The sequence below is a fragment of the Streptomyces sp. NBC_01255 genome (genome assembly GCF_036226445.1).
Classification (GTDB): Bacteria; Actinomycetota; Actinomycetes; order Streptomycetales; family Streptomycetaceae; genus Streptomyces.
Genome location: NZ_CP108474.1, coordinates 6,283,870 through 6,307,545 on the forward strand (window position 1 = coordinate 6,283,870; position 23,676 = coordinate 6,307,545).

The following is a 23,676-nucleotide window of genomic DNA, read 5'->3' on the forward strand; positions in this document are numbered from 1 at the left end:
CCCGGAAAGGTGCCCGGAAGGGCGACGAGAGCGGCTGCGGTCCTCCTGGGCCTCGGCGCGCTGGCGTACACCGCCTGGCTCCTCGAAGTCCTCGTCCGGACCGGGCTCGACCCGGTCCGGACGTACGTCTCCGAACTCGCCGCCGCCGACCAGCCCCTCGGCGGCCTCTTCCGCGCCACCGACCTGGCGGCCGGCCTCCTCGTCCTCGCGGGCGCGCTGACCGGACTCGCCACGACCGGCAGACCCCGGAGACACGAGCCCTGGGCGCTCGGCGGCTGGATCGCCCTCGCCGTCTTCGGGGCCGCCACCGCCGCCGACTCGCAGCTCCCGCTCAGCTGCGCCCCCACCGCCGACCCGGAGTGCGCGGCGCGCGAGACCGCCGGCCTCGTGCCCGCCACCCATCTGGCCCACACCGTCAGTTCGAGCCTCGCCATGACCGGCGCCGTCGCCGCGATGGTCGCCCTGACCGTGGCCGCCCGCCGCTACGGCCACTGGGGCCCCCTCGCCCGTACCGGCCCCGCCCTCGTCGTCCTGGAGCTCGCCGCCACCGCCTGGACCCTGGCGGCCGTCGCCGCCTTCGAGGCCGGCAGGGGCACGTGGGCGCTCGGCGTCGGCCAGCGGCTCCAGGTCCTCCTGGTGGCCGTGTGGCTCGCGGTCCTCGCCGGCTCCCTCGCGCGAAGGCGGGCGCGATGACCTTCGTACGGATCGGGGGAGTGGCCCACCACGTGGTCGTCGAGGGCTCGGGGCCCGTCGTCGTCCTGAGCGCCGGTCTCGGCCTGAGCTGGTTCGACTGGGACCCGGTCGTGCCGCTGCTCGCCCCGTACCGCACGGTCGTCCGCTTCGACCGCCCCGGCCTCGGCCTCTCGGCCCCGGCCGTAGCCCCGCCGACGGCGGCGGGCGAGGCGGACCGGATCGCCTCGCTCCTGGACGCGCTGGGCGCGCTGGGCGCACGCAACGCACTCGACGGGCTCGGCGGCGCACGCAACGCACTCGACGGGCTCGGCGGCGCACTCGTCGGGCGCGACGGCCGCCAGGGCCCCGTCGGCCCCGTCACCGTCGTCGGCCACTCCCTCGCCGGCTTCCACGCGGAGGCCTTCGCGCGCCTCCACCCCACCCGTACCGCCGCACTCGTCCTCGTCGACTCCTCGGTGGAGGAGCACCCCCGCCCCTCCCGTACGGCCGCGGTGTCCCAGGCTCTCGGCAGGGCGCTCTCGGCCGCCGGGGTGCCGGCCGCACTCGGCCCGGCGGTCCGCCGGGCGGCCGTACGGAGAGACCCGGCGCCCGGCGCACTGATCCGCCGCGTCTACCGCACCTCACGCGTCCTGCGCGGCGCCCTCCTGGAGAACGCCCACTACGGCGCCGTCGCCGCCGAGCTCCTCGACCTCCGGGACCGCTTCCCCCTCCCGCCCGGCCTGCCCGTCACCGTCCTCGCCGCCCCCGACGGATCCGCCCGCTGGGAACGCCGCCAACGCGCGCTGGCCCGACGGCTCGACGCCTCCTACGAGGCGGTCGTGCCGTCGGGCCATCTGGTCATGGTGGACCGCCCGGACGCGGTGGCCCGAGCGGTGCTGCACCCAGGTCAGGTCGCGGCGTAGACGCTCGTGCAGAACGCCTTGATCTGCTCGTCCGACAGATGCTGGGCCAGGTCGGCCTCGCTGATCATGCCGACGAGCCGCTTGCCCTCGATGACGGGCAGCCGACGGATCTGGTGGCTCTGCATCTCCTCCAGGACCGCGCCCACGTCGGCGCCGGCCTCGACCCAGCGGGGCGTGCCCTTCGCCATCTCGCCGCAGGTGATCTTCGCCGGATCGTGGCCCATCGCCACACAGCCGACCACGATGTCGCGGTCCGTGATGATGCCGCAGAGCCGCTCGTTCTCGTCGGCGATGGGCAGCGCGCCCACGTTCAGGTTGCGCATCATCTGCGCGGCGCGGTCGAGCGTCTCGTGTGCCGGGATCCACTGGGCCCCGGGATGCATGATGTCCTTCGCCGTGGTCATGAGCTGCGTACCTTTCGTCGAACGTCGTCACACGAACGTCCCCGAGCCCACTCATTGTCGGCGCACGACACGGCCCCCGCGACCGCAGCGGGTCACGGGGGCCGGACGGCCGTGCGGGATCAGGCCCGCACGGCTCCGCGGGATCAGGCTCCGCGCTTCCTGAGCATGTCCGCCATCAGCAGGATTTCGGACTGCTGCGCGTCGACCATGCCCTGGGCGAGATCGCGCTCGACGCCCGGGGCGCACTTCTGCACGCAGCCCTGCGCCATGTGGACCCCGCCCTTGTGGTGCTCGGTCATGAGCTTCAGGTACAGGACCTCGGCCTCCCGGCCGCTCGCCTTGCGCAAGGCGTCCATCTGCGCGTTGGTCGCCATGCCGGGCATCAGCGCGCCGTCCGCACCACCGCCCGTGCCCATGCCCATCCAGGTCATCGGCTCGACCCCGGACTGGAGCTTGGGCAGCCCCCACATGTCCAGCCAGCCGAGCATCATGCCCCGCTGGTTGGCCTGGGTGTTGGCGATGTCGTACGCGAGCCGGCGCACCGACTCGTCCCGGGTGCGGTCCCGGACGATGAACGACATCTCGACGGCCTGCTGGTGGTGGACGGACATGTCCCGGGCGAAGCCGGCGTCCGCGGAGTCCGTGGCGGGGGTACGCGGCGCCTCGTCGCGCTCGGCGGAGGCGACCGTGAAGGCGCCCCCGGCGAAGAGCAGCGCGAGCGCGACGGCGGTGATCGCCGCCCACTGCGTCCGCCCGGGCCCGCGCCGCACGGAAGGCACGAACTCCTCCTCGGCCTCCCTGCTCACCTCGCTCACTGACCGACCCCGCCGGTGCAGGCGGCGCCCGGCTCGGGGGTCTGCGGGCCCTGCACGTACTTCGTGAAGAAGGCGTCGATCCGCGGGTCGCCGGCGCTGTCCACGGTCACCTGCTTGCCCCAGGCGGACAGCATGATCGCCCCGGCCTGGTCGTCCACGGGGCTCATCAGCGTGTACTTGGTCTTGCCGACCTTCTCGGACAGCTTCGCCACGTCGGCCTTGTCGGCCTGCTTGTTGTACGTCACCCAGACGGCACCGTGCTCCAGCGAGTGCACGGCGTTCACCTCGTTGACGGCCTTGTCGTAGACCACGCCGTCGCAGTTCATCCAGACCGGGTGGTGGTCACCGCCGACCGGCGGCTTCATGTCGTACTTCACGGCGGTCTCGACGTGGTTGCGGCCGAGCTTCTTCGCGTCCCAGGTCTGTTCGGCCTTGATGGGGGCCTTGGCGGCGGCCTCCTTCGCGTCCTGCTCGTCGGACTTCTTCATCAGCACGAAGGTGCCGAAGCCGACGAGGCCGAGGACGACGACCCCGGAGACGCCGATGGTGATGAAGCGGTTGCGACGCTCGCGGGCCTGCTCGGCGCGGCGCATCTCCTCTATTCGGGCGCGGCGGTCGGCGTTGGAGGAGCGGTTGGCGGCCATGGTGATGTCGTCCTTCTGGAGAGAGGGGGGTGGAGTTCGGAGCGAGACACAAGGGGGGGGAGGGGTGCCCCTATGTCCGGAGAACCTGAAGGACGTGCAGGTCCGGCGCGCGCGGCCGGACGCCGGGGTGGCGGGCCGGGCCGTCACCGGCGGGCGGGTCGAGGCGCGGCAGCCGGCCCTCCGCGTGGAGCGGGGGGTCGAGCGGGGGCGCACTGAGCACCGCGGGGGAGAGGGAGGGGACGAGGGAGCAGCCGCCGCGGTCGTACGGACAGATGTACTCGGCCACGACCGTCGAGGCCCGCGCGCCGTACGTGTCCGGCGTCGCCGCGTGATGCGGATCGGTACCGGGCCCGGGACCCAGACAGACAAAGAGCGCGGCGAGGAGCGTCGCCACGGCACTCACCAGTGCCATGGGACGCGCGTGTCGGAACAGGCGTACGAGCCGCGTGGCCCCCATGGGCGCAGATCGTAGTGGGCGCGGACCCTCTGTGGGCCGAATGGGGTACCAATCGGTGCCGGTGAACGGCCACGACACGATCGGACGACCGCCGTCCGCCGCCCTCCCGTTACCTGCGTCACACCCGAGCAGGCACTATGGGTACGCAACGTGCGCGAAACCATGTGGTGGGATGCTCAGGTGCCCCCCGATGTATCGGAGGCGGTGGGAGCAGGCGGCCTGACCAGCAAGGATGGGTGTGGAAATGGACAAGCAGCAGGAATTCGTGCTCCGTACGCTCGAGGAGCGCGACATCCGCTTCGTACGCCTGTGGTTCACCGACGTGCTGGGCTTCCTGAAGTCGGTGGCCGTGGCGCCCGCCGAGCTTGAGCAGGCCTTCGACGAGGGCATCGGGTTCGACGGCTCGGCGATCGAGGGCTTCGCCCGCGTATACGAATCGGACATGATCGCCAAGCCGGATCCGGGGACCTTCCAGATCCTGCCGTGGCGCGCCGAGGCCCCGGGTACGGCGCGGATGTTCTGCGACATCCTGATGCCGGACGGGTCGCCGTCCTTCGCGGACCCGCGCTACGTCCTGAAGCGGGCCCTGGCCAAGACCTCGGACCTGGGCTTCACCTTCTACACGCACCCCGAGATCGAGTTCTTCCTCCTGAAGGACAAGCCGCTCGACGGCACGCGGCCCACCCCGGCCGACAACTCGGGCTACTTCGACCACACCCCGCAGAACGTGGGCATGGACTTCCGCCGCCAGGCGATCACGATGCTCGAATCGATGGGCATCTCGGTGGAGTTCTCCCACCACGAGGGCGCGCCGGGCCAGCAGGAGATCGACCTCCGCTACGCGGACGCCCTCTCCACGGCGGACAACATCATGACGTTCCGCCTGGTCATGAAGCAGGTCGCCCTGGAGCAGGGCGTCCAGGCCACCTTCATGCCGAAGCCGTTCTCGGACTACCCGGGCTCGGGCATGCACACGCACCTGTCGCTCTTCGAGGGCGACCGGAACGCCTTCTACGAGTCGGGCGCCGAGTACCAGCTCTCCAAGGTGGGCCGCTCCTTCATCGCGGGCCTCCTGAAGCACGCGGGCGAGATCTCCGCCGTCACCAACCAGTGGGTCAACTCGTACAAGCGCATCTGGGGCGGCTCCTCCCGCACGGCCGGCTCGGGCGGGGAGGCCCCCTCGTACATCTGCTGGGGCCACAACAACCGCTCGGCCCTCATCCGCGTCCCCATGTACAAGCCGGGCAAGACGGGTTCGTCCCGCGTCGAGGTCCGCTCCATCGACTCGGGCGCCAACCCCTACCTGACGTACGCGGTCCTCCTCGCGGCCGGCCTCAAGGGCATCGAAGAGGGCTACGAACTCCCGGCAGGCGCCGACGACGACGTCTGGGCCCTCTCCGACGCGGAACGCCGCGCGATGGGCATCGAGCCGCTCCCGCAGAACCTGGGCGAGGCGATCGCCCTGATGGAGAAGAGCGAACTGGTCGCGGAGACGCTCGGCGAGCACGTCTTCGACTTCTTCCTCCGCAACAAGAAGCAGGAGTGGGAGGAGTACCGGAGCGAGGTCACCGCCTTCGAACTCCGCAAGAACCTCCCGGTGCTGTAAGGGGCCGACGATCCGGGCCGGTGGCGGTCGGCCATCGGCCTGCCGGCTGCCGGCTGCCGGAGGCGGAGGAAATGCGTTGCCCGGTGGGCGGGGGCGGATCAGACTGCACCGGTGAAGATCACTTCTGTCGCCACCGAGCGGCTCGTACTGCATCCGTTGAGCGTGGGGGAGGCCGAGCGGATCGTCGCTCGTGAGCCTGCGGACCAGGACCTCTGGGGGGACGGGTATCCCGGGGACGGGGACGTGCGGTCGAGCACCGGATTTCTGCGGGGGGTTGCCGAGCGGGGGGATCCGGGGGTGTTCCGGCCCTACACGATACGGCTCCTCGAAAGCGGGGTCACCGTCGGCGGGATCGGGTTCCACGGGCCGCCGGACGAGCTCGGGGTCGCCACCATCGGGTACGGGCTCGTGCCCGGGGCGCGCGGGAACGGGTACGCCTCCGAGGCGCTGCGGGCGCTCCTTGAGATCGCCCGGCAGGCCGGCGCCGAAGGCGTGAAGGGGGACGCCGACCTCGACAACCCGGCCTCCCACCGGGTGATGGAGGCCGCCGGGATGCCCTGTGTGGCCGAGGACGACAAGCTGCGCCACTTCTACGTGGGGTTCTAGGGGCTGCCGTTCGCGCTAGCGTTTGTCGGCATGTCGGACGTCCCCTCCCGTGTCTGGTACGCCGCCTACGGCTCCAACACGCATGCCGAGCGCCTCGGGTACTACCTCGCGGGCGGCCGGCCGCCCGGGGCCGCGCGGGCCTTTCCCGGGTGCCGGGATCCGCGCGCGCCCGAGGCTTCCGTGGCCCTCCTGCTGCCCGGGCGCGTGTACTTCGCGACCGAGTCGCCCGTGTGGGGCGGCGGCCGGGCCTTCTACGACCCCGCCGCCGACGGCACCGCCTGGGCTGTCGCCCACCTGCTCACCGTCGGGCAGTTCTCCGACATCGCCGCGCAGGAGATGTACCGGCCGCCCGGCAAAGACCTCGACCTCACGGAGGTGCTCGCGAGCGGGCGTTGTTCACTCGGGCCGGGGCGGTACGAGACCCTCGTCTGCGCCGGGTTCCTCGATCACGGTGACGGTGAGAGGGACGGTCTGCCCGTGCTCACCTTCACCGCCCCGCGGCCGCTGCCCCCGCGGCCGCCCTCCGCCGCGTACCTCCGGTACCTCGCCGCCGGGCTGCACGACGCCGGGGCCTGGCGGCCCGCCGAGGTCGCCGCCTATCTCGCCGGCTGCCCCGGCGCGGCCGGGCACTGGACCGCGGAGGCCGTCGCCGCCCTCAGCGTTCCGACAGCTCCGACGGGGCCTCCTGGACCAGCCAGCCGTTGCCGTCCGGGTCCTCGAAGGTCATGAACGAGTTCCAGGTGTCGCCCTTCCCGTTCTCCCAGCCCGTCGCGCCGACGTGCATCACCGGCGAGACGTCGACGCCCCGGCCCACCAGCTCCGCCCGCGCCGCCTCGATGTCCGTGACGCAGAGCTGGAGGCCGTGCAGGGTGCCGGGGGCCATCTCCTTCGTGCCCGGCATCGCCGGCATGCCGCTCAGCAGCGCGATCGAACAGCGCGAGCCCGGCGGCGTCACCTGGACGATCCGCACGCCCGGCGCCACCTCGCTGTCCAGGTCGATCTTGAAGCCGCACTTGTCGCCGTAGAACTCCTTGGCCCGGTCGATGTCGGTCACGGGGACCGGGACGACCTCCAGGGTCCAGTTCACGTCTGCTCCTCTGCTCCGAAACGCCAGCGGGTCTGGCCGAACGGCTCACCCTTGGCGAAGCCGAAGACCGTACGAGGCGCGACCGCGAACACCAGGGCCGTACCACCGTCGCCCACGAACGCACCGTCCCGCACCTCGAATCGCCAAAGCGGGCCGTACTTCTCGACGTACGCCTCCGCCAGCTCCCGCAGCCGTTCCTCGTCCGTCACCCGGACCGCCTCGCCCTCGACGACGAGGTCGAGGCCCTCGTCGAGGGCGGGGGAGCCGGTGGTGAGGACCACCGACGGGTTCTCCGCGAGATTGCGGGCCTTGCGCTCGTCCGGCCCGGTGCAGAAGTGCAGGGCCCCCGCCGACCAGACCGCGATGAGCGGTGTGACATGCGGGCGGCCCTCCGGGCGGACCGTCGTCAGCCAGAAGACCTCGGCCGCCGCGAGCCGGGCGGCCGCGTCGGACCAGGGCCGCGGGGCCGCTTTCGGGTCGCTGTAGCGGGGGTCGAGGGAAGTACGCGGATCCATGACCGGCCGTCCTTTCGCCGTGGCCCACGGGAAGGGCCACACAGGGGAGACCGGTCCGCCCGACCGAACTCATCGGTCGGGCCGTGCCCGTACGTCCGGACTCAGCGGTCCGCGGGCGTCCAGTGCAGCCGGCCGTTCAGGCCGATCGCCGCGACCCCGTCCGTCCCCGCGTCGGGCGCCCCGGCGAACAGGAACCGCTCCAGCCGCCACGTCGGCCGCGTCCCGCCCCGGCCCAGCGGGGCCGTCGCCAGGACGCCGGTACGGGAGCGGACCGCGAGCATGCCGCCGACGTCCGCCGAGCCCGCGGGTCCCCCCACCGAGCCGCCGACCGTACCCCCGGCCGAACCGCTCACCGGGCCGAAGCCCGCGACGCCGCCCGCCAGCTCCCGCATCGGGGAGGCCAGGCCCGCGCCCGAGAAGTCGGCGGTCCGCAGGTCGTTGGAGGCCGGCTTGCGGAACCAGAGCCGTACGCCCTCGCCGCCCGGCGCCGCGTTCGCGCTCAGCGCCAGCGTCGTCGGCGGCAGGCCCGTCCGTACCGGACCCGTCAGCGGTCCGCCGGGGCGCTGCGCAGCCCACGCCAGGACGGTGGTCGGGGTGCTCGCGAAGACGTACCCGCGGCCCGTCGCGTCGGTCGCCGCCACCGGGTCGCCGTGCACATCGGCGCCGCCGAGCGCCCGCCACGGACCCCACCGGCCGTCCGCGCCCTGCTCGCGCGCCACGAGCCGGTGAGCGCTGTCCCGCAGGACCAGGGTCGCCCGGCCGTCGAGGCCCAGGGTCACGGCGGGCGCGCTGATGTCGGAGGTGCCCCCGACGTCGTCCCGCTCGGGCGTACCGAGCGAACGCCACGGGCCGAAGGCGCCGCCGGGGCTGCCGGGGCTGCCGGAGTCGCCCGCGCCGCCCGTCGTCGTCTGCTCGGTCGTCACGACCTCGCGCCGGTAGTCCGCCGGGCCGGCGCCGAGCGTCGTCCGGGTGCCGAAGACGGCCAGCCGGCCGTCGGGCAGCAGCGTGGAGGTGACCCCGCTGTCCAGGCCGCCGCCGGGCAGCAGGACGGGCCCCTGCCACGCCGCCTCGCCCGCCGCCTTCCGCCAGGTCGCGAGGCGCCCGTCGAGGACGGAGAAGGCGTGCAGCGCGCCGCCCCGGTCGCGCTGCACCCAGGAGGTGGAGGTGCCCCGGGCGTACCGGATGGTCTGCGCCCAGCCCCGGCCCGCGGGCCGCGCGGCCACCTTCAGGTCGCCGCAGCCCGAGACGGTCCCGCAGTCGTTGACGCCGTCCATCCACGCGTACGTCTTGAGGGTCTTCAGCTTCGCGTCCGCCGTCTCGGGGTCGAGGGTGTGCGGCAGGACGCTGGTCGGGTAGCCGAGGTAGTTCTGCACGCCGACGTGCGGGTGCCCGGGTATCTCCGCGTACCGGGCGAGCGCGGCCTGGACGAACCGCGCCCCGTACAGGTGGTCCTGATGGTCCTGGTAGCGGTCCGTGCCGGCGACCTTGCCGGAGGTCGGGTCCTGCATCCGGACGAAGGTCGGCCGGAAACGCTCCAGGACCCCGGCCACCGTCGCGACGACCTGGTCCTTGGTGTACGTGAAGTCCGCCGCGACCGGGGTGCCGGAGGCGCGCTGGGAGGCGAGCGCGGATATCCGGCCGTGCCACAGGCCGTTCAGGCTCTCGGGGCGGTCGCCGTTGGTCGCCCCGGCCTCGCGCATCTGCAGCCAGACCAGCTTCACGTGCGGCTTCGCCCGCAGGGTGTCCAGCTCCGCGGTCGCGCCGCCGGCCGTGGGGATCGCGACCCGTTCCCAGGGGCTGGTGCGGCTGCCGGTGGCCATCTCGGCGTACGCGGCGCGGATGCCGTTCTGCCGGGCCTCCGCGTACCCCGCCTTGTCGGGCGCGGCCCCGGCGGCGTCGCGCGGACGGGCGTTGACGCCGTCCGACTCGCCGGAGGTGAGGTAGACGGAGGTCAGGGCGTTGCCGGAGCGGATGGACTGGGAGGTGTCCGGGTTCATGAAGAACAGGTCGTCGTCGGGGTGCGCCACGATCTGCACCACGGACGCGCCGTCGGAGGCGGCGGCCGGCGCCTCCGGCGCGCGCTCCTTCGCCCGCGCCTCGACCGGGCGGACCTTCCCCTCCTCCGGCGTGTGCACGGGCGGGGTGGCCGACGCCGCCGAGGAGTCCGGCGCCGTCGTCACCGACAGCAGACCGGCGAAGGTGCCGCCCACCAGGACGGTCGTCACGGCCGTCGTGACGACCCTGCGGCGGGAGCCCCCGCGGCGGGAGGAGGCGGCGGGACGGCGGGTGAGACGGACGGGCATCGGTGTCGGCGCGCTTTCACAGAAGGACGGGAGAGAGGACGGCGCGCGGGGGTGGTGCACGCACACAACAAGACGGACTTTCAAGAAATACGGTTCATCGGGCCCGAAAAGCGATCAATGTGCGAGATGTCACGTGTGATCCGCTTCGATCCGAAGGCCTGAGCGCCTGCGCTCCCCACTCCGGATAGGCTCGATAGGCTCGACCTCCCGGGCCCGACCTTGTGGGAGACCTGGGATGGACCTGCTTGGAGGGAGCGGTCGGATGACGGTGCCGGGACGCAGAAGCAGTACTTTCTCACGTCTGCTGCGCCACGGATTCACCGATCCGTCCGGGGCCGAACGGCTCCTCGACGTACCCGAGCTGGCCGCCCTCCGCGGCGACGCCGTCCTCCTCGACGCCCTCGGCGCCACCGCCGACCCCGATCTGGCCCTCCGCGGCCTGGTCCGGCTCGTCGAGGCCCAGCCCGAGACCGAGCGGCAGACCCTCACCGCCACCCTGCTCTCCGCCAAGCCCTTCCGGGACCGGCTCCTCGGGGTACTCGGCGCCTCCGAGGCCCTCGCCGACCACCTGGCCCGCCACCCCCGCGACTGGGAGTCCCTCGTCACGTACGAGGCGGCCGACCTGCACCCGGGCGTCGCCGAGTTCGAGCACGGGCTCGCCGATGCCACCGACGCCGTCTCGCTCCGCGTCGCCTACCGCCGCTGCCTGCTCGCCATCGCGGCCCGTGACGTGTGCGGCACCATCGACCTCGCCGAGACGGCCGCCGAGCTCGCCGACCTGGCGACGGCGACGCTGCGCGCCGCGCTCGCCATCGCCCGCACGGCCGAGCCCGCCGACGCCGCCCAGTGCCGGCTCTCCGTGATCGCGATGGGCAAGTGCGGCGGCCACGAGCTCAACTACGTCTCCGACGTGGACGTGATCTTCGTCGGGGAGCCCGTCGAAGGCGCCGACGAGGGCAAGGCGCTCCAGGCCGCGACCCGGCTCGCCTCGCACCTCATGCGGATCTGCTCCGAGACCAACATCGAGGGCACGATCTGGCCGGTCGACGCCAACCTCCGCCCCGAGGGCCGCAACGGCCCCCTCGTCCGCACCCTCTCCTCCCACCTCGCCTACTACCAGCGCTGGGCGAAGACCTGGGAGTTCCAGGCGCTCCTGAAGGCGCGCGCCGTGGCCGGCGACCCGGAGCTCGGCGCCCAGTACATCGACGCCGTCTCCCCGCTCGTCTGGCAGGCCGCCGAGCGCGAGAACTTCGTCCCCGACGTGCAGAAGATGCGCCGCCGGGTCGTCGACAACATCCCCGCCGCCCAGGTCGAGCGCGAGCTCAAGCTCGGCCCCGGCGGCCTGCGGGACGTCGAGTTCGCCGTCCAGCTCCTCCAGCTCGTGCACGGCCGCAGCGACGCCGGCCTGCACAGCGGCAAGACCCTGGACGCGCTCGCCGCGCTCGCCGCCGGCGGCTACGTCGGCCGCGCGGACGCGGCCCAGCTCGACGAGGCGTACCGCTTCCTGCGGGCCATGGAGCACCGCATCCAGCTGTACCGGCTGCGCCGCACCCACCTCGTCCCCGAGGACGAGGCCGACCTGCGCCGCCTCGGCCGCTCCCTCGGCCTGCGCACCGACCCGGTCACCGCGCTCAACAAGGAGTGGAAGCGGCACGCGGCCGTCGTCCGCCGACTGCACGAGAAGCTCTTCTACCGGCCTCTGCTCGACGCCGTCGCCCAGCTCGCCCCCGGCGAGATCCGGCTCAGCCCGAAGGCGGCGGGCCAGCGCCTCGAAGCCCTCGGCTACCAGGACCCGGCCGCCGCCCTGCGTCACCTGGAGGCGCTCTCCGCCGGCGTCAGCCGCAAGGCCGCGATCCAGCGGACGCTGCTGCCGGTGCTCCTCGGCTGGTTCGCCGACTCGGCCGACCCGGACGCCGGCCTCCTCGGCTTCCGCAAGGTCTCGGACGCCCTCGGCAAGACCCCCTGGTACCTCCGGCTCCTCCGCGACGAGGGCGCCGCCGCCGAGAACCTCGCCCGGGTGCTCTCCGCCGGCCGCCTCGCCCCCGATCTGCTGCTCCGCGCCCCCGAGGCGGTCGCCATCCTCGGCGACCCGGAGGGGCTGAAGCCGCGCGGCCGGGACCACCTGGAGCAGGAGGTCCTGGCGGCCGTGGGCCGCGCGGACGACGCCGAGCAGGCGGTCGCGGCGGCCCGCGGGGTGCGCCGCAGGGAGCTGTTCCGTACCACCGCGGCCGATCTCATCGGCTCGTACGGCACCGAGGACAACCCCCGCGAGTCCGACCCCGGCGCGCTGGTCGACCGCGTGGGGGAGGCCGTCACCGACCTCAACGCGGCGACGATCGCCGGCGCCCTGCGGGCCGTCGTGCGCGCCGAGTGGGGCGACACCCTCCCGACCCGGTTCGCCGTCATCGGCATGGGCCGCTTCGGCGGCCACGAGCTGGGCTACGGCTCCGACGCCGACGTGCTGTTCGTGCACGAGCCGCGCGAGGGCGTCGACGACCAGGAGGCGGCGAAGGCCGCGAACAGGGTGGTCGCGGAGATGCGGCGACTGCTCCAGCTCCCCACCGCCGACCCGCCGTTGCTGATCGACGCGGACCTCAGGCCGGAGGGCAAGAGCGGGCCCCTCGTCCGCACCCTGAAGTCGTACGAGGCCTACTACCGCCGCTGGTCACTCGTCTGGGAGAGCCAGGCCCTGCTGCGCGCCGAACCCATGGCGGGCGACCGGGAGCTGGCCGACCGGTTCATCGAGCTCGTCGACCCGCTGCGCTACCCGGCCGAGGGCCTCGGCGAGGACGCGGTCCGCGAGATCCGCCGCCTCAAGGCCCGCATGGAGTCCGAGCGGCTGCCGCGCGGCGCCGACCCGACGCTCCACGCCAAGCTGGGGCGCGGCGGCCTGAGCGATGTCGAGTGGACGGTCCAGCTGCTTCAGATGCGGCACGGCTGGGCGGAACCGGGGCTGCGGACGACCCGTACCCGCGAGGCCCTCGCGGCCGCGCACGCGGCGGGCCTGATCCCGACGGACGAGGCGCAGACCCTCGACGAGGCCTGGGTCCTCGCCACCCGCGTCCGCAACGCGGTGATGCTGGTCCGCGGCCGCCCCGGCGACACCTTCCCCTCGGACCCGCGCGAACTCGCCGCGGTCGGACGGTACTTGGGCTACGTCCCCGGCCACGTCGGGGAACTGGTCGACGACTACCGCCGCGTCACCCGCCGCGCCAGGGCCATCGTCGAGGAACTGTTCTACGGGGCGTAGGAGTTCTCATTTCAGGTACGGGGCGAGCAGGGTGCTCCACGCCTTCTGCATCTGCGTGTACTCGCCGGGGCAGCGGACGGCGCGGGACTCCGGAAGGAAGCCCTCGGGGTTGGCCTCGGTGCGGACCACGAACTCGTAGGTCTCCGGGTCGGAGCCGTACAGCCAGCAGATGGCGTTGTAGTAGCGCTGCGAGTCCAGGGCGTGCTCGTCGGCGACCTTGTCGCCGAGGTCGCCCTGCTCGGAGAGTTCGGCGAGGGCGCCCCACGCCTCGATGTCGCTGATCGCGTACTCCTGGTGGAGCGAGTCCTCGGAGAGCAGCAGCGTGGCGAGCTGGTCGGCCGAGTCCTCCTCCCGGCCTGTGGCGGGAAGTTCGTAGACCTCGATGAGGGCGTGTGCGAGCTCATGGAAGACCGTGCTGTTGGCGACGCCGATGACGTCCTCGTCGGTGGCCCGGGCCTGCTCGGCGGGGCTGCCTTCGGTGTTCCGCTCCGAGAAGATCTCGCGGAACAGCGCGGCGTACTCGTAGCAGAAGAGGATGGCCTGGGATTCCGAATCCCAGTAGGCGTTGGGAGGGTCGCAGCTCACCGCCACCAGGGGGATGTCCCGGGGCAGTCCGATCAGGGCGTTCGCGTGGGCGGCGGCGCTCTCCAGGACCTGGTTCTCCTGGAGGAACTGCTGCTCGGCCAGGCCCACTTCGGTCTGTGCGGGCTGGTAGCTCACGACGAGCCCTCCGGGACCGGGCACGGCGGGTGCGGCGGGTGCGGCGGGTGCGGCGGTCGCGCTGGACGCGCCGACGGTCAGGAGGGCGGCTGCGGCGAGGGCGGCGGCCCATCTGCGGTGGAAGCGCATTCTCTGCCTCCTGCCACTGGACCACCGCGCGCGATGGACCGTGTCGGGGAGTCGGAGCGGCCGGGACCCCGAGGGCCGTACAACCTCAGGATAGGGCCGCCGACATGCGCGGGCATGTGCGGCCCCGTCCCTACGAGGCGTCGAGCAGTGTCCGGACGTGCGCCAGGTACCCGGTGAGCGCCAGCTCGAAGGCCTGGTCGGCGCGGCCCTCCGGGATAGCCCCGAGCGCGCGGGCCAGCCGTGGTGTGGCCGCCTCGTCGGCGAGCTCCCACATCGTCTCGGGCGCGGCCAGGTCGAGCGCCGAGCCGAGGACCAGGTTCTCCAGGGCGATGATCACGGGCATGACGTCCGGCAGGGCGAACCCGGCGTCGAGCAGGCGGCCGACAGCCTTCTCGTACTGGTGCAGGACCTTGGGCGCGCGCACCGGTGACGTCATGAGCAGCGGGATCGCGCGCGGGTGGGCGGCGAACGCGGCCCGGTAGGAGCGGGCCCAGGCCGCCATGGCCTCGTCCCAGTGCGGCAGGTCCAGCGTCGCGGCGTCGATCCCGGTGGCCACCCGCGCGCGGAGCAGCTCCACGATCCCGTCCCGGCCGTCCACGTGGTGGTAGACGGACGCGGTCTGCACCCCGAGGCGTTTCGCGATCTGCGGGACGCTGAACTCGCCTTTCTCGTCGACGATTTCGAGTGCCGTGGTGGTGATCCGCTCCCGGTCGAGGAGGGGTCTGCGCGGCCGGCCCATGAATCGTCACTCCCTGTTCAGGTGCCCGTCAGGTCTTCCCGAACGGTCGAGGCCGAGGTTACATTGCGCAAACCGAAAGCCTTTAGGTTTCCTGTCACGGAAGGCTTCCCCCGTATGTCCTCGCCCATGCCCTCCTCCACGCCCGACGAGCCCCCGGGTCTGAGAACCGGCACGCTCTCCACCGCCGACATCTCCTTCTTCGTGGTCTCCGCCGCCGCCCCGCTCACCGTCATGGCCGGCGTCGCCCCCATCGCCATCCTGCTCGGCGGCATCGGCGCCCCCGTCGGCTACCTCCTCGCCGGGCTCACCCTCACCGTCTTCGCCGTCGGCTTCACCACCATGAGCCGCCACGTCCGCAGCGCCGGCGCCTTCTACGCGTACATCACCCGCGGCCTCGGCCGGCCGATCGGCATCGCCGCCGCCCTCGTCGCCATGCTCGGCTACAACGGCATGGAGATCGGTGTGTACGGGCTCCTCGGCTCCGCCACCTCGGACACCGCCGCCGCCCTCGGCCACGACGTCCCCTGGCTGCCCGTCTCCCTCGCCGGCCTCCTGCTGATCTGGTACGGCGGCTACCGCTCGATCGACTTCGGCGCCAAACTCCTCGGCGTCCTCCTCGTCGCCGAGACCGGCATCCTCGTCCTCCTCGCCGGCGGCGTCCTCGTCGACGGCGGCGCGAACGGCCTCTCCCTCGGCGGCCTCGCTCCCGAACACGTCCTCACCGGCGGCACCGCCGCCGTCCTGGCCTGCGCGTTCGCCGCCTTCACCGGCTTCGAGTCCACCGTCATCTACCGGCGCGAGGCCAAGGACCCCGAGCGCACCATCCCCCGCGCCACCTACCTCGCGGTCGCCTTCCTCGGCCTCTTCTACGCCTTCGTCGTCTGGACCGTCATCCAGGCCTTCGGCGAGGACAAGGTCGTCCAGGCCGCAGCCGACGACCCCGGCGGCCTCTTCTTCGCCGCCATCACCACCTACGTCGGAGCGTGGGCCGCCGACCTGATGCACATCCTCATCGTCACCAGCGTCCTCGCGTCCCTCCTCGCCTTCCACAACGCCATCAACCGCTACACCCTCTCCCTCTCCGATGAGGGCGTGCTGCCGAAGACCCTCGGCCGGATCCACCCCCGCCACCGCTCCCCGTACGTCGCGGGGGCCGCGCAGACCGTGCTCGGCGCCGTCGTCGTCCTCGCCTTCGCGCTCGCGGGCGCCGACCCGTACCAGCAGCTCCTGCTCTGGGTGAACACCCCCGGCATGCTCGGCCTGATGGTCCTCCAGCTGCTCGCCGCCCTTGCCGTGCCCTTCTTCTTCCGGAAGATCGACCACCGCGAGGGCGTCCTCCGCACCGTCGTCGCGCCCGTCACCGCGTTCGTCCTGCTGGCCGGCGCGATCGGCCTGGTCGCCGCGAACATCGAGCTCTTCACCGCGGCCTCGACGACCGTGAACACCGTGCTGGTCTCGCTCGTCCCCGCCGTCTTCCTCCTCGGGCTCCTCCTCGCGTACCGGCTCCGCCGCACGCGCCCCGAGGTCTACGCCCGCTTCGCCGCCGAACCCGCACCCACCGAAGGAGAAGACCCCTCGTGTCCGCACCCGACCTCGTCCTCGTCAACGCCCGCGTCCGCGACCCCGAGCTCACCGGCGCCACCGCCGTCGCCGTCCATGGCGGAGTGATCACCGCTCTCGGCGACGCCGACGACGCCCGCTCCTGGGCAGGACCCGGCACCGAGACCGTCGACCTGGCCGGCGCCACCCTCACACCCGGCCTCACCGACGCCCACAGCCACCCCGTCTGGGGCCTGGAGATGTACACCGGCACCGACCTCTCGGCCGTCATCGACCTCGAAGGACTCCGCGCCGCCCTGCGGACCGCCGAGCGCCGCGACGGCTGGGTCCTCGGCTTCGGCCTCGACCACAACGTCTTCGGCGGCCGCCCCGTCCACCGCGACCTGATCGAGGACGTCCTCGACGGCGCCCCCGCCCACCTGCGCCTCTACGACGGACACTCCGCCCTCGTCAGCGCCACCGCCCTCAAGGCCGCCGGCATCGACGGACCCCGCGCCTTCACCCAGCGCTCCGAGATCGTCGTCGGCGCCGACGGCCGCCCCACCGGGCACCTCATCGAGCACGCCGCCATGGACCTGATGACCCCGGTCCTCCCCTCCCAGCCGTACGCCGAGCGCCGCGACCGGCTCGTCGAGCTGCTCACCGGCATGGCCGCCACCGGCCTCACCGGCGCCCACGTCATGGACCTCGGCGGACACGACGTACCCGGGCTCCTCGCCGCCCTGGAGGAGGACGGCGACCTGCCGCTGCGCCTGCGCCTCGCGCCCTGGTGCATGCCGGGCGCCACCGAGGAGGAGCTGGACGGTTTCGTACGCCTCCAGGAGCGGGCCGGCCGGTTGTGGCGGATCGGCGGCGTGAAGTTCTTCATGGACGGCACCGTCGAGGGCGGCACCGCCTGGCTGGAGCACGCCGACTGCCACGGCCAGGGCACCGACGCCTTCTGGCCCGACCCGGCCGCGTACTCCGCCGCCGTACGCCACCTCCACCGCGCCGGGGTCGGCACCGCCACCCACGCGATCGGCGACGCCGCCGTCCGGCACGTTCTCGACACCGTGGAAGGCCTCGGCGCGGGCGGTCCCCGGCACCGGATCGAGCACATCGAGACGGTCCCCGACGACCAGCTCGGCCGCTTCGCCGCGCTCGGGGTCGTCGCCTCCATGCAGCCGCCGCACACCGCGTACACCCGTGCCGACCACACCGACGAGTGGTCCAAGCGGCTCGGCGAGGCGCGGTCGGCCCGCGCCTGGCGCTGCCGCGACCTGCGGGAGGCCGGGGCGCACCTCGCTCTCGGCTCCGACTGGCCCATCGCCCACCACGACGCCCGTCAGGTCCTCGCGACCGCCCGGGCCCCGCGCGGCGCGGCCTCGGCCCGGCACGGTCTGACCGGCCTGATGGCCCTGGAGGGCATGACGACGCACGCGGCGGTCGCGGCGGGGGAGGAGACGGTCGCCGGCCGGATCGCCCCGGGCTTCCGGGCCGACCTCACGGCCTTCGCCGTGGACCCGGTGGAGGCCCCGGCGGACGAGGTCGAAAAGACGGCGATCCGGCTCACCGTCACCGGTGGCCGGATCGCGTACAGGCAGGACTGAGCGGCAGGGTTACCTGCGGGAGCCGACCGGACGCTCGGCGTCCGTGTCCTGGCCCTCCGCCTCGTGGTCCGTGTCCTTCGTACCCTCCGACGGACGCGGACCGCCCTGGGCGACCGGAGCGGCCGGCTCCACCAGCTTGGGCAGCTTGTGCGGCCGGGAGCCGTACCAGAAGTACGAGACGAGGAAGCCGAAGGCCAGGCAGATCATGCCGCCGACCGCGTCCAGCCAGAAGTGGTTGGCGGTCGCGACGATCACGACGAGCGTGACCGTCGGGTAGAGCAGGCCCAGGATCTTCGCCCAGGGCGCCTTGGCCAGGAGGAAGATCGTCAGCCCGCACCAGAGCGACCAGCCGATGTGCATCGACGGCATCGCCGCGTACTGGTTCGACACGTGCTTGAGGTTGCCCGAGGCCATCGAGCCCCAGGTCTCGTGCACGAGCACCGTGTCGATGAAGTTCTGGCTGGTCATGAGCCGCGGCGGCGCGAGCGGGTACAGGTAGTAACCGACCAGGGCCACACCGGTGGTGGCGAACAGGACGGTACGGAACGCCGCGTAACGGCCCGGCTGCCATCGGTACAGCCACACGAGCACACCGATGGTCACGACGAAGTGCAGCGTGGCGTAGTAGTAGTTCATCGAGACGATCAGCCAGGTCACCGAGTTCACGGCGTGGTTGACGGCGTGCTCGAAGGCGAGGCCGAGGGACTCCTCGGCCTGCCAGATCCAGTCCGCGTTCTTCAGCGCCTGGGCCTTCTGCTCCGGCACCGCGTTGCGGATGAGCGAGTACGTCCAGTAGCTGATCGCGATGAGCGCGATCTCGAACCAGATCGTGGGTCGGCGCGGCACGCGCGCACGCAGGCGCGACCACCTGCCGTCAACCACGATGGGTGACGACGGGGTCGTCCGGTCGTCCAAACTCTTCACGGTCGTTTCACCCATAGGCAGAGAGTTTGCCAGATCCAGTCCCCTCGACCGATCATCCCCCGGTCGGGTTCCGGCCGCACCCGCTCCCCCTCAAGAAGGAGATACGGGAGAGGGAGACACGGGAGACGGAGCCGACGCCGTCGACCCGCGAACGACCAGCTCAGGCATGAAGACGAACTCGGAGTGCGGCGCCGGGGTCCCCCCGACCTCTTCGAGCAGCGCGCGGACCGCGGCCTGCCCCATCGCCTGCACGGGCTGGCGGATGGTGGTCAGCGGCGGATCCGTGAACGCTATGAGAGGGGAGTCGTCGAAGCCGACGACGGAGACGTCCCGCGGCACGTCGAGCCCCTGCTGCCGGGCCGCCCGGATCGCGCCGAGCGCCATCATGTCGCTCGCGCACACGACGGCGGTGCAGCCCCGGGAGATCAGCGCGCCCGCTGCCGCCTGGCCGCCCTCCAGCGTGTAGAGGGAGTGCTGGATCAGCTCCTCGGACTCCTCGGGGCCGAGGCCGAGCCGCTCCTCCATGCCCTTCCGGAAGCCCTCGATCTTGCGCAGCACCGGGACGAACCGCTTGGGACCCACGGCGAGCCCGATCCGGGTGTGGCCGAGAGCCGCCAGGTGCGTCACCGCGAGCCGCATCGCCGCCCGGTCGTCGGGCGACACGAAGGGCGCCTGGACCTTGGGGGAGAAGCCGTTGAGGAGGACGTACGGGACGCCCTTGCCGCGCAGCTGGTCGTACCGCGTCATGTCGGCGGTGGTGTCGGCGTGCAGCCCGGAGACGAAGATGATGCCGGCGACGCCCCGCTCCACCAGCATGTCGGTGAGCTCGTCCTCGGTGGATCCGCCGGGGGTCTGGGTGGCCAGGACCGGCGTGTACCCCTGCCGGGTCAGGGCCTGCCCGATGACCTGCGCGAGCGCGGGGAAGATCGGGTTGTCCAGCTCGGGGGTGATGAGACCGACGAGCCCGGCGCTGCGCTGACGCAGTCGTACGGGCCGCTCGTAGCCGAGCACGTCGAGTGCGGCAAGCACGGATTCACGGGTGGCGGTGGCCACACCGGGCTTGCCGTTGAGCACGCGGCTGACTGTGGCTTCACTGACCCCCGCCTGGGCTGCGATATCGGCAAGCCGCGCGGTCATGTGGATGGACTGTACCGGTCACAGCGCGTATTGCCCACCGAACGCCCGTCGGGGTGGATTCGGGACGGATTCCATGCGGTTTCGCAAGGTCTTGCAGGGCTTGCGAGACGGAGCGTGTGAGGGCGGTGACCTCTTGTGAGGTCGTTCTGTCCGGAAGTGGCCTGCTCCGGCCCCTGTCAACCGACCCTTCGGCAACCTTAGGGACACGCGGATGTAACGATCCCCGGGTCTTGCAGAAATTTCACGCAAGCTCTTTCGGCGCGATTTCATCCCTGTTACGTTCCTGCCAACCCGGAGCGCCGCGAGGGAGCGGTCGCAATGAGGAACGTTCCAGCCCCTCGTCTTCCCCGGGATCACTGAAGGAGTTCACATGCGGCGTGGCATAGCGGCCACCGCGCTGGTCGCGGCCCTGGGCGTGACCCTGGCGGCGTGCGGTAGTGGGAGCGGTTCGAACGGCGGCGGCTCGAAGGGCTCCGGCGAGCTCTCCGGCACCGTGACCTGGTGGGACACGTCCACGGTCGGCTCCGAGGACAAGGTCTTCAAGAAGGTCGCCGAGGACTTCAAGAAGAAGCACCCCAAGGTCACCGTCAAGTATGTGAACGTGCCCTTCGGTGAGGCGCAGAACAAGTTCAAGAACGCGGCCCAGTCCGGCTCCGGCGCGCCCGACGTCATCCGCTCCGAGGTCGCCTGGACCCCCGAGTTCGCGGACCTCGGCTACCTGGCCCCGCTGGACGAGACCGCGGCCCTCAAGAACGCGGACGACTTCCTGGAGCAGGCCGCGGCCTCCACCAAGTACAACGGCAAGACCTACGCCGTGCCGCAGGTCATCGACTCCATGGGCATCTTCTACAACAAGAAGATCTTCAAGGACGCCGGCGTCGAGGTCCCCAAGACGATCGACGAGCTCAAGACCGTCTCCGCCAAGATCAAGCAGAAGACCGGCAAGACCGGCCTGTACCTGCGTGGCGACGACCCGTACTGGTTCCTCTCCTTCCTGTACGGCGAGGGCGGCAACCTGGTCGACGCCGAGAAGAAGACGATCACGATCGGCGACGAGCCCGGCGTGAAGGCGCTCAAGGTCGTCAAGGACCTGGTCGACTCGAAGGCCGCGATCACCGACGCGACCAACGGCTGGGACAACATGCAGGCCGCCTTCAAGGACGGCAAGGTCGCCATGATGATCAACGGCCCGTGGGCCGTCGCCGACACGCACGCCGGCAAGGAGTTCACCGACAAGGCCAACCTCGGCATCGCCCCGGTCCCGGCCGGTTCGGCCGGCCAGGGCGCCCCGCAGGGTGGCCACAACCTCGCCGTCTACGCGGGCTCCAAGAACCTCGACGCCTCCTACGCCTTCGCCGAGTACATGACCTCGGCCGAGACGCAGGCGACGGTCGCGAAGGAGCTCAGCCTCCTCCCGACCCGCCAGTCCGTCTACATCAAGTCGGACGTGGCGACCAACGAGATGATCACCTTCTTCAAGCCGGTCGTCGAGAAGGCCGTCCAGCGCCCGTGGATCCCGGAGGGCGGCAGCCTCTTCGAGCCGGTCAAGGTCGAGTACACCAAGGTGCTCACCGGCCAGACCGCCCCGGACGCCGGTGCCAAGGCGATCGCCGACGCCTACCGCAAGCTCCTGAAGGACTGGAAGTAAGAAAGAAGGCAGGCCGGCTCATGGCTGTGGACACCCCCAGCCAGTCGGTGGCGAAGGCCGCGGGCGACACCGTCGCTCGCGGCCGGAGCCGCGGAACTGGTACGCCGCGCCGCGCGGCGAAGCGCTCCCTCTCCACGTACTGGTACGCCTGGGCGTTGGTCGCCCCGGTCGTGGTCGTGATCGGCGTGATCATCGGCTACCCGCTGGTCCGCGGCATCTATCTGTCGTTCACCGACGCGAACGAGCGGAACGTCGCACGGTCGATCGGCGTCAACGAGATCCCGGCCACCTACGAGTTCGTCGGCCTGGACAACTACACCGACGCGATCACCGGGAACCAGTTCCTCGGCACCCTCGGCTGGACGATCGTCTGGACCGTGTCCTGCGTGGCGATCACCTTCGGCCTCGGCCTGGCGCTCGCCAACATCCTCAACCGCAGGATCGCCGGCCGCTCCGTCTACCGGATGCTGCTGGTCCTGCCCTGGGCCGTCCCCGGCTTCGTCTCCGTCTTCGCCTGGCGCTTCCTGTACGACGAGCGCCGCGGCATGCTCAACCAGATCCTCACGGGCGCCGGCATCGACGGCATCCCCTGGCTCAACGACCCCACCTGGGCCAAGCTCTCGGTCATCCTCGTCAACGTCTGGCTCGGCGTCCCGTTCATGATGGTCGCCCTCCTCGGCGGGCTCCAGTCCATCCCCGGCGAGCTGTACGAGGCCGCCGAGATGGACGGCGCGAACGCCTGGCAGCGCTTCCGCAACATCACCATGCCCGGCCTGAGCTCGGTGTCGACGACGGTGATCCTGCTCTCCACCATCTGGACCTTCAACATGTTCCCGGTGATCTTCCTGCTCACCCGGGGCGGGCCCGGCGAGGCCACCCAGATCCTCGTCACCCAGGCCTACAAGTTCTCCTTCGAGATCAGCCCGCGCGACTTCGCCCAGTCGTCCACCTGGGGTGTCCTGATCCTGGTCCTCCTGATGCTCTTCGCCGCGGTCTACCGGCGAGTCCTCCGCAAGCAGGGAGAAGTCTGGTGACGACCACGACCCCCACCCGCCGTGCCACCCACCGCGCCACTCCCCAGCCTCCGGCCAACGCCCCGCTGCGCGGCAGCCGCTCGCCGATCGCCTCGGTCGGGCTGCACCTCACCCTGATCATCACCTCCGTGATCGCCGTCTTCCCGGTGCTCTGGGTCCTGCTGACCTCGCTCAAGCCGGCGAAGTACGCGACCACCACCGACTTCGTCAAAGAGACGACGCTCGAGAACTACACGAACCTCCTGAGGGACACCCCGTTCCTCACGTGGTTCTGGAACTCGCTGCTCGTCGCGGGTCTCACCACCGTCGTCGGCGTCTTCATCTCCGCCACCACGGGCTACGCCGTCAGCCGCTTCCGCTTCCCCGGCAAGCGCGGCCTGATGTGGACCCTGCTCATCACGCAGATGTTCCCGGTCGCCGTCCTCATCGTGCCGATCTACAACATCATGTCGTCGATGGGCCTGCTCAATCAGCCGGTCGGCCTGGTCATCACCTACCTGACGATCGCCGTCCCGTTCTGCGCCTGGATGATGAAGGGCTTCTTCGACACCATCCCGCGCGAGATAGACGAGTCCGGTTACGTCGACGGACTCACCCCGTTCGGCACCTTCTGGCGGCTCATCCTGCCGCTCGCCAAGCCGGGCATCGCGGTAACCGCGTTCTACTCCTTCATCACCGCCTGGGGCGAGGTCGCCTACGCCTCCGCGTTCATGGTCGGCGACGAGAACCTCACGCTCGCCGGCGGACTCCAGAAGTTCGTCAACCAGTACGGCGCCCAGTGGGGCCCGATGGCAGCGGCCTCCGTGCTCATCGCCGTCCCCGCCGCCCTGGTGTTCCTCTTCGCCCAGCGGCACCTGGTCACCGGCATGTCGGCCGGTGCCGTCAAGGGCTGACGGCCCTGAACACCCCGCCCG

General features: G+C 71.8%; 22 protein-coding genes. 11 read left to right on the forward strand and 11 right to left on the reverse strand.

Annotated features, from left to right (window positions below):
- Positions 1-9: 9 nt before the first annotated feature.
- Both OG357_RS28470 and OG357_RS28475 read left to right on the forward strand, forming a co-directional pair.
- A complete protein-coding gene (locus OG357_RS28470; protein ID WP_329623864.1) occupies positions 10-693 on the forward strand; it encodes a DUF998 domain-containing protein in 684 nt (227 codons plus the stop codon).
- A complete protein-coding gene (locus OG357_RS28475; RefSeq protein WP_329623865.1) occupies positions 690-1,595 on the forward strand; it encodes an alpha/beta fold hydrolase in 906 nt (301 codons plus the stop codon). The genes OG357_RS28470 and OG357_RS28475 overlap by 4 nt, the downstream gene beginning before the upstream one ends.
- Here OG357_RS28475 and OG357_RS28480 read toward each other — a convergent pair.
- The 4 genes from OG357_RS28480 to OG357_RS28495 form a co-directional block, all read right to left on the reverse strand.
- The gene (locus OG357_RS28480) at positions 1,580-1,999 is read right to left on the reverse strand and encodes a CBS domain-containing protein (protein ID WP_329623866.1); all 420 of its coding nucleotides are present in this window, start codon (positions 1,997-1,999) and stop codon (positions 1,580-1,582) included. The two genes, OG357_RS28475 and OG357_RS28480, sit on opposite strands and share 16 nt — an antisense overlap.
- Positions 2,000-2,142: 143 nt before the next feature.
- Positions 2,143-2,769, reverse strand: a complete 627-nt coding sequence (locus tag OG357_RS28485; protein ID WP_443066826.1) for a DUF305 domain-containing protein — start codon at positions 2,767-2,769, stop codon at positions 2,143-2,145.
- 41 nt (positions 2,770-2,810) lie between these two features.
- On the reverse strand, positions 2,811-3,458 hold the full coding sequence (locus OG357_RS28490; protein WP_329623867.1) for a DUF3105 domain-containing protein: 648 nt from the start codon (positions 3,456-3,458) through the stop codon (positions 2,811-2,813).
- A gap of 70 nt (positions 3,459-3,528) precedes the next feature.
- Positions 3,529-3,870: a hypothetical protein gene (locus OG357_RS28495; protein ID WP_329623868.1), complete on the reverse strand. Its 342-nt coding sequence runs from the start codon at positions 3,868-3,870 to the stop codon at positions 3,529-3,531.
- A 289-nt stretch (positions 3,871-4,159) separates the two neighbouring features.
- Here OG357_RS28495 and OG357_RS28500 point away from each other — a divergent pair, with 289 nt between their 5' ends.
- The 3 genes from OG357_RS28500 to OG357_RS28510 all read left to right on the forward strand — a co-directional run bounded on the left by OG357_RS28500 (position 4,160) and on the right by OG357_RS28510 (position 6,856).
- The gene (locus OG357_RS28500; RefSeq protein ID WP_015033133.1) at positions 4,160-5,521 is read left to right on the forward strand and encodes a glutamine synthetase family protein; all 1,362 of its coding nucleotides are present in this window, start codon (positions 4,160-4,162) and stop codon (positions 5,519-5,521) included.
- A 111-nt stretch (positions 5,522-5,632) separates the two neighbouring features.
- Positions 5,633-6,127 (forward strand): GNAT family N-acetyltransferase, encoded by a 495-nt coding sequence (locus OG357_RS28505; RefSeq protein WP_329623869.1) that lies wholly within the window; start codon positions 5,633-5,635, stop codon positions 6,125-6,127.
- Between the two features lie 30 nt (positions 6,128-6,157).
- Entirely contained in the window at positions 6,158-6,856 is a 699-nt protein-coding gene (locus OG357_RS28510) for a histone deacetylase (protein ID WP_329623870.1), read from the forward strand.
- Here the strand turns inward: OG357_RS28510 and OG357_RS28515 are convergent.
- The 3 genes from OG357_RS28515 to OG357_RS28525 form a co-directional block, all read right to left on the reverse strand.
- Positions 6,783-7,214 carry a VOC family protein gene (locus tag OG357_RS28515; protein ID WP_329623871.1) on the reverse strand — a complete coding sequence of 144 codons (432 nt, stop codon included), beginning with the start codon at positions 7,212-7,214 and terminating at the stop codon, positions 6,783-6,785. The genes OG357_RS28510 and OG357_RS28515 overlap by 74 nt on opposite strands.
- Complete coding sequence (locus tag OG357_RS28520; protein ID WP_329623872.1) at positions 7,211-7,729, reverse strand: pyridoxamine 5'-phosphate oxidase family protein; 519 nt, start codon at positions 7,727-7,729, stop codon at positions 7,211-7,213. The genes OG357_RS28515 and OG357_RS28520 overlap by 4 nt, the downstream gene beginning before the upstream one ends.
- 101 nt (positions 7,730-7,830) lie before the next feature.
- On the reverse strand, positions 7,831-10,032 hold the full coding sequence (locus OG357_RS28525; protein ID WP_329623873.1) for a PIG-L family deacetylase: 2,202 nt from the start codon (positions 10,030-10,032) through the stop codon (positions 7,831-7,833).
- Positions 10,033-10,294: 262 nt separating this feature from the next.
- On the opposite strand from OG357_RS28525, the gene OG357_RS28530 reads away from it, so the two are divergent.
- Entirely contained in the window at positions 10,295-13,282 is a 2,988-nt protein-coding gene (locus OG357_RS28530; RefSeq protein WP_329623874.1) for a bifunctional [glutamine synthetase] adenylyltransferase/[glutamine synthetase]-adenylyl-L-tyrosine phosphorylase, read from the forward strand.
- Between the two features lie 6 nt (positions 13,283-13,288).
- On the opposite strand, the gene OG357_RS28535 is transcribed toward OG357_RS28530, so the two are convergent.
- Together OG357_RS28535 and OG357_RS28540 are read right to left on the reverse strand one after the other, a co-directional pair.
- Positions 13,289-14,131 carry a DUF4344 domain-containing metallopeptidase gene (locus OG357_RS28535; RefSeq protein WP_329623875.1) on the reverse strand — a complete coding sequence of 281 codons (843 nt, stop codon included), beginning with the start codon at positions 14,129-14,131 and terminating at the stop codon, positions 13,289-13,291.
- 130 nt (positions 14,132-14,261) lie between these two features.
- Entirely contained in the window at positions 14,262-14,870 is a 609-nt protein-coding gene (locus tag OG357_RS28540) for a TetR/AcrR family transcriptional regulator (RefSeq protein ID WP_329623876.1), read from the reverse strand.
- A 126-nt stretch (positions 14,871-14,996) separates the two neighbouring features.
- On the opposite strand from OG357_RS28540, the gene OG357_RS28545 reads away from it, so the two are divergent.
- Positions 14,997-16,538, forward strand: a complete 1,542-nt coding sequence (locus OG357_RS28545) for an APC family permease (RefSeq protein ID WP_329623877.1) — start codon at positions 14,997-14,999, stop codon at positions 16,536-16,538.
- Complete coding sequence (locus tag OG357_RS28550; RefSeq protein WP_329623878.1) at positions 16,448-18,019, forward strand: amidohydrolase; 1,572 nt, start codon at positions 16,448-16,450, stop codon at positions 18,017-18,019. The genes OG357_RS28545 and OG357_RS28550 overlap by 91 nt, the downstream gene beginning before the upstream one ends.
- A 9-nt stretch (positions 18,020-18,028) precedes the next feature.
- Here the strand turns inward: OG357_RS28550 and OG357_RS28555 are convergent, their stop codons facing one another.
- Both OG357_RS28555 and OG357_RS28560 read right to left on the reverse strand, forming a co-directional pair.
- Positions 18,029-18,958 carry a phosphatase PAP2 family protein gene (locus OG357_RS28555; protein ID WP_329623879.1) on the reverse strand — a complete coding sequence of 310 codons (930 nt, stop codon included), beginning with the start codon at positions 18,956-18,958 and terminating at the stop codon, positions 18,029-18,031.
- 75 nt (positions 18,959-19,033) lie between these two features.
- A complete protein-coding gene (locus tag OG357_RS28560) occupies positions 19,034-20,080 on the reverse strand; it encodes a LacI family DNA-binding transcriptional regulator (RefSeq protein WP_329623880.1) in 1,047 nt (348 codons plus the stop codon).
- A gap of 370 nt (positions 20,081-20,450) precedes the next feature.
- On the opposite strand from OG357_RS28560, the gene OG357_RS28565 reads away from it, so the two are divergent.
- The 3 genes from OG357_RS28565 to OG357_RS28575 are packed head-to-tail and all read left to right on the forward strand — an operon-like array spanning position 20,451 to position 23,655.
- Positions 20,451-21,728: an extracellular solute-binding protein gene (locus OG357_RS28565; protein ID WP_329623881.1), complete on the forward strand. Its 1,278-nt coding sequence runs from the start codon at positions 20,451-20,453 to the stop codon at positions 21,726-21,728.
- Between the two features lie 20 nt (positions 21,729-21,748).
- Positions 21,749-22,762: a carbohydrate ABC transporter permease gene (locus OG357_RS28570; RefSeq protein WP_329623882.1), complete on the forward strand. Its 1,014-nt coding sequence runs from the start codon at positions 21,749-21,751 to the stop codon at positions 22,760-22,762.
- Positions 22,759-23,655 carry a sugar ABC transporter permease gene (locus OG357_RS28575; RefSeq protein WP_443066749.1) on the forward strand — a complete coding sequence of 299 codons (897 nt, stop codon included), beginning with the start codon at positions 22,759-22,761 and terminating at the stop codon, positions 23,653-23,655. Before OG357_RS28570 ends, OG357_RS28575 begins: the two co-directional genes overlap by 4 nt.
- Positions 23,656-23,676: the final 21 nt, after the last annotated feature.

Coding starts and splice junctions, on each gene's coding strand:
- OG357_RS28500 (WP_015033133.1), top strand. CDS start 4,160: ATGGACAAGCAGCAGGAATTCGTGCTCCGTACGCTCGAGGAGCGCGAC.
- OG357_RS28525 (WP_329623873.1), bottom strand. CDS start 10,032: ATGCCCGTCCGTCTCACCCGCCGTCCCGCCGCCTCCTCCCGCCGCGGG.
- OG357_RS28480 (WP_329623866.1), bottom strand. CDS start 1,999: ATGACCACGGCGAAGGACATCATGCATCCCGGGGCCCAGTGGATCCCG.
- OG357_RS28555 (WP_329623879.1), bottom strand. CDS start 18,958: ATGGGTGAAACGACCGTGAAGAGTTTGGACGACCGGACGACCCCGTCG.
- OG357_RS28475 (WP_329623865.1), top strand. CDS start 690: ATGACCTTCGTACGGATCGGGGGAGTGGCCCACCACGTGGTCGTCGAG.
- OG357_RS28535 (WP_329623875.1), bottom strand. CDS start 14,131: ATGCGCTTCCACCGCAGATGGGCCGCCGCCCTCGCCGCAGCCGCCCTC.
- OG357_RS28570 (WP_329623882.1), top strand. CDS start 21,749: ATGGCTGTGGACACCCCCAGCCAGTCGGTGGCGAAGGCCGCGGGCGAC.
- OG357_RS28495 (WP_329623868.1), bottom strand. CDS start 3,870: ATGGCACTGGTGAGTGCCGTGGCGACGCTCCTCGCCGCGCTCTTTGTC.
- OG357_RS28560 (WP_329623880.1), bottom strand. CDS start 20,080: ATGACCGCGCGGCTTGCCGATATCGCAGCCCAGGCGGGGGTCAGTGAA.
- OG357_RS28520 (WP_329623872.1), bottom strand. CDS start 7,729: ATGGATCCGCGTACTTCCCTCGACCCCCGCTACAGCGACCCGAAAGCG.
- OG357_RS28530 (WP_329623874.1), top strand. CDS start 10,295: ATGACGGTGCCGGGACGCAGAAGCAGTACTTTCTCACGTCTGCTGCGC.
- OG357_RS28510 (WP_329623870.1), top strand. CDS start 6,158: ATGTCGGACGTCCCCTCCCGTGTCTGGTACGCCGCCTACGGCTCCAAC.
- OG357_RS28545 (WP_329623877.1), top strand. CDS start 14,997: ATGCCCTCCTCCACGCCCGACGAGCCCCCGGGTCTGAGAACCGGCACG.
- OG357_RS28490 (WP_329623867.1), bottom strand. CDS start 3,458: ATGGCCGCCAACCGCTCCTCCAACGCCGACCGCCGCGCCCGAATAGAG.
- OG357_RS28540 (WP_329623876.1), bottom strand. CDS start 14,870: ATGGGCCGGCCGCGCAGACCCCTCCTCGACCGGGAGCGGATCACCACC.
- OG357_RS28565 (WP_329623881.1), top strand. CDS start 20,451: ATGCGGCGTGGCATAGCGGCCACCGCGCTGGTCGCGGCCCTGGGCGTG.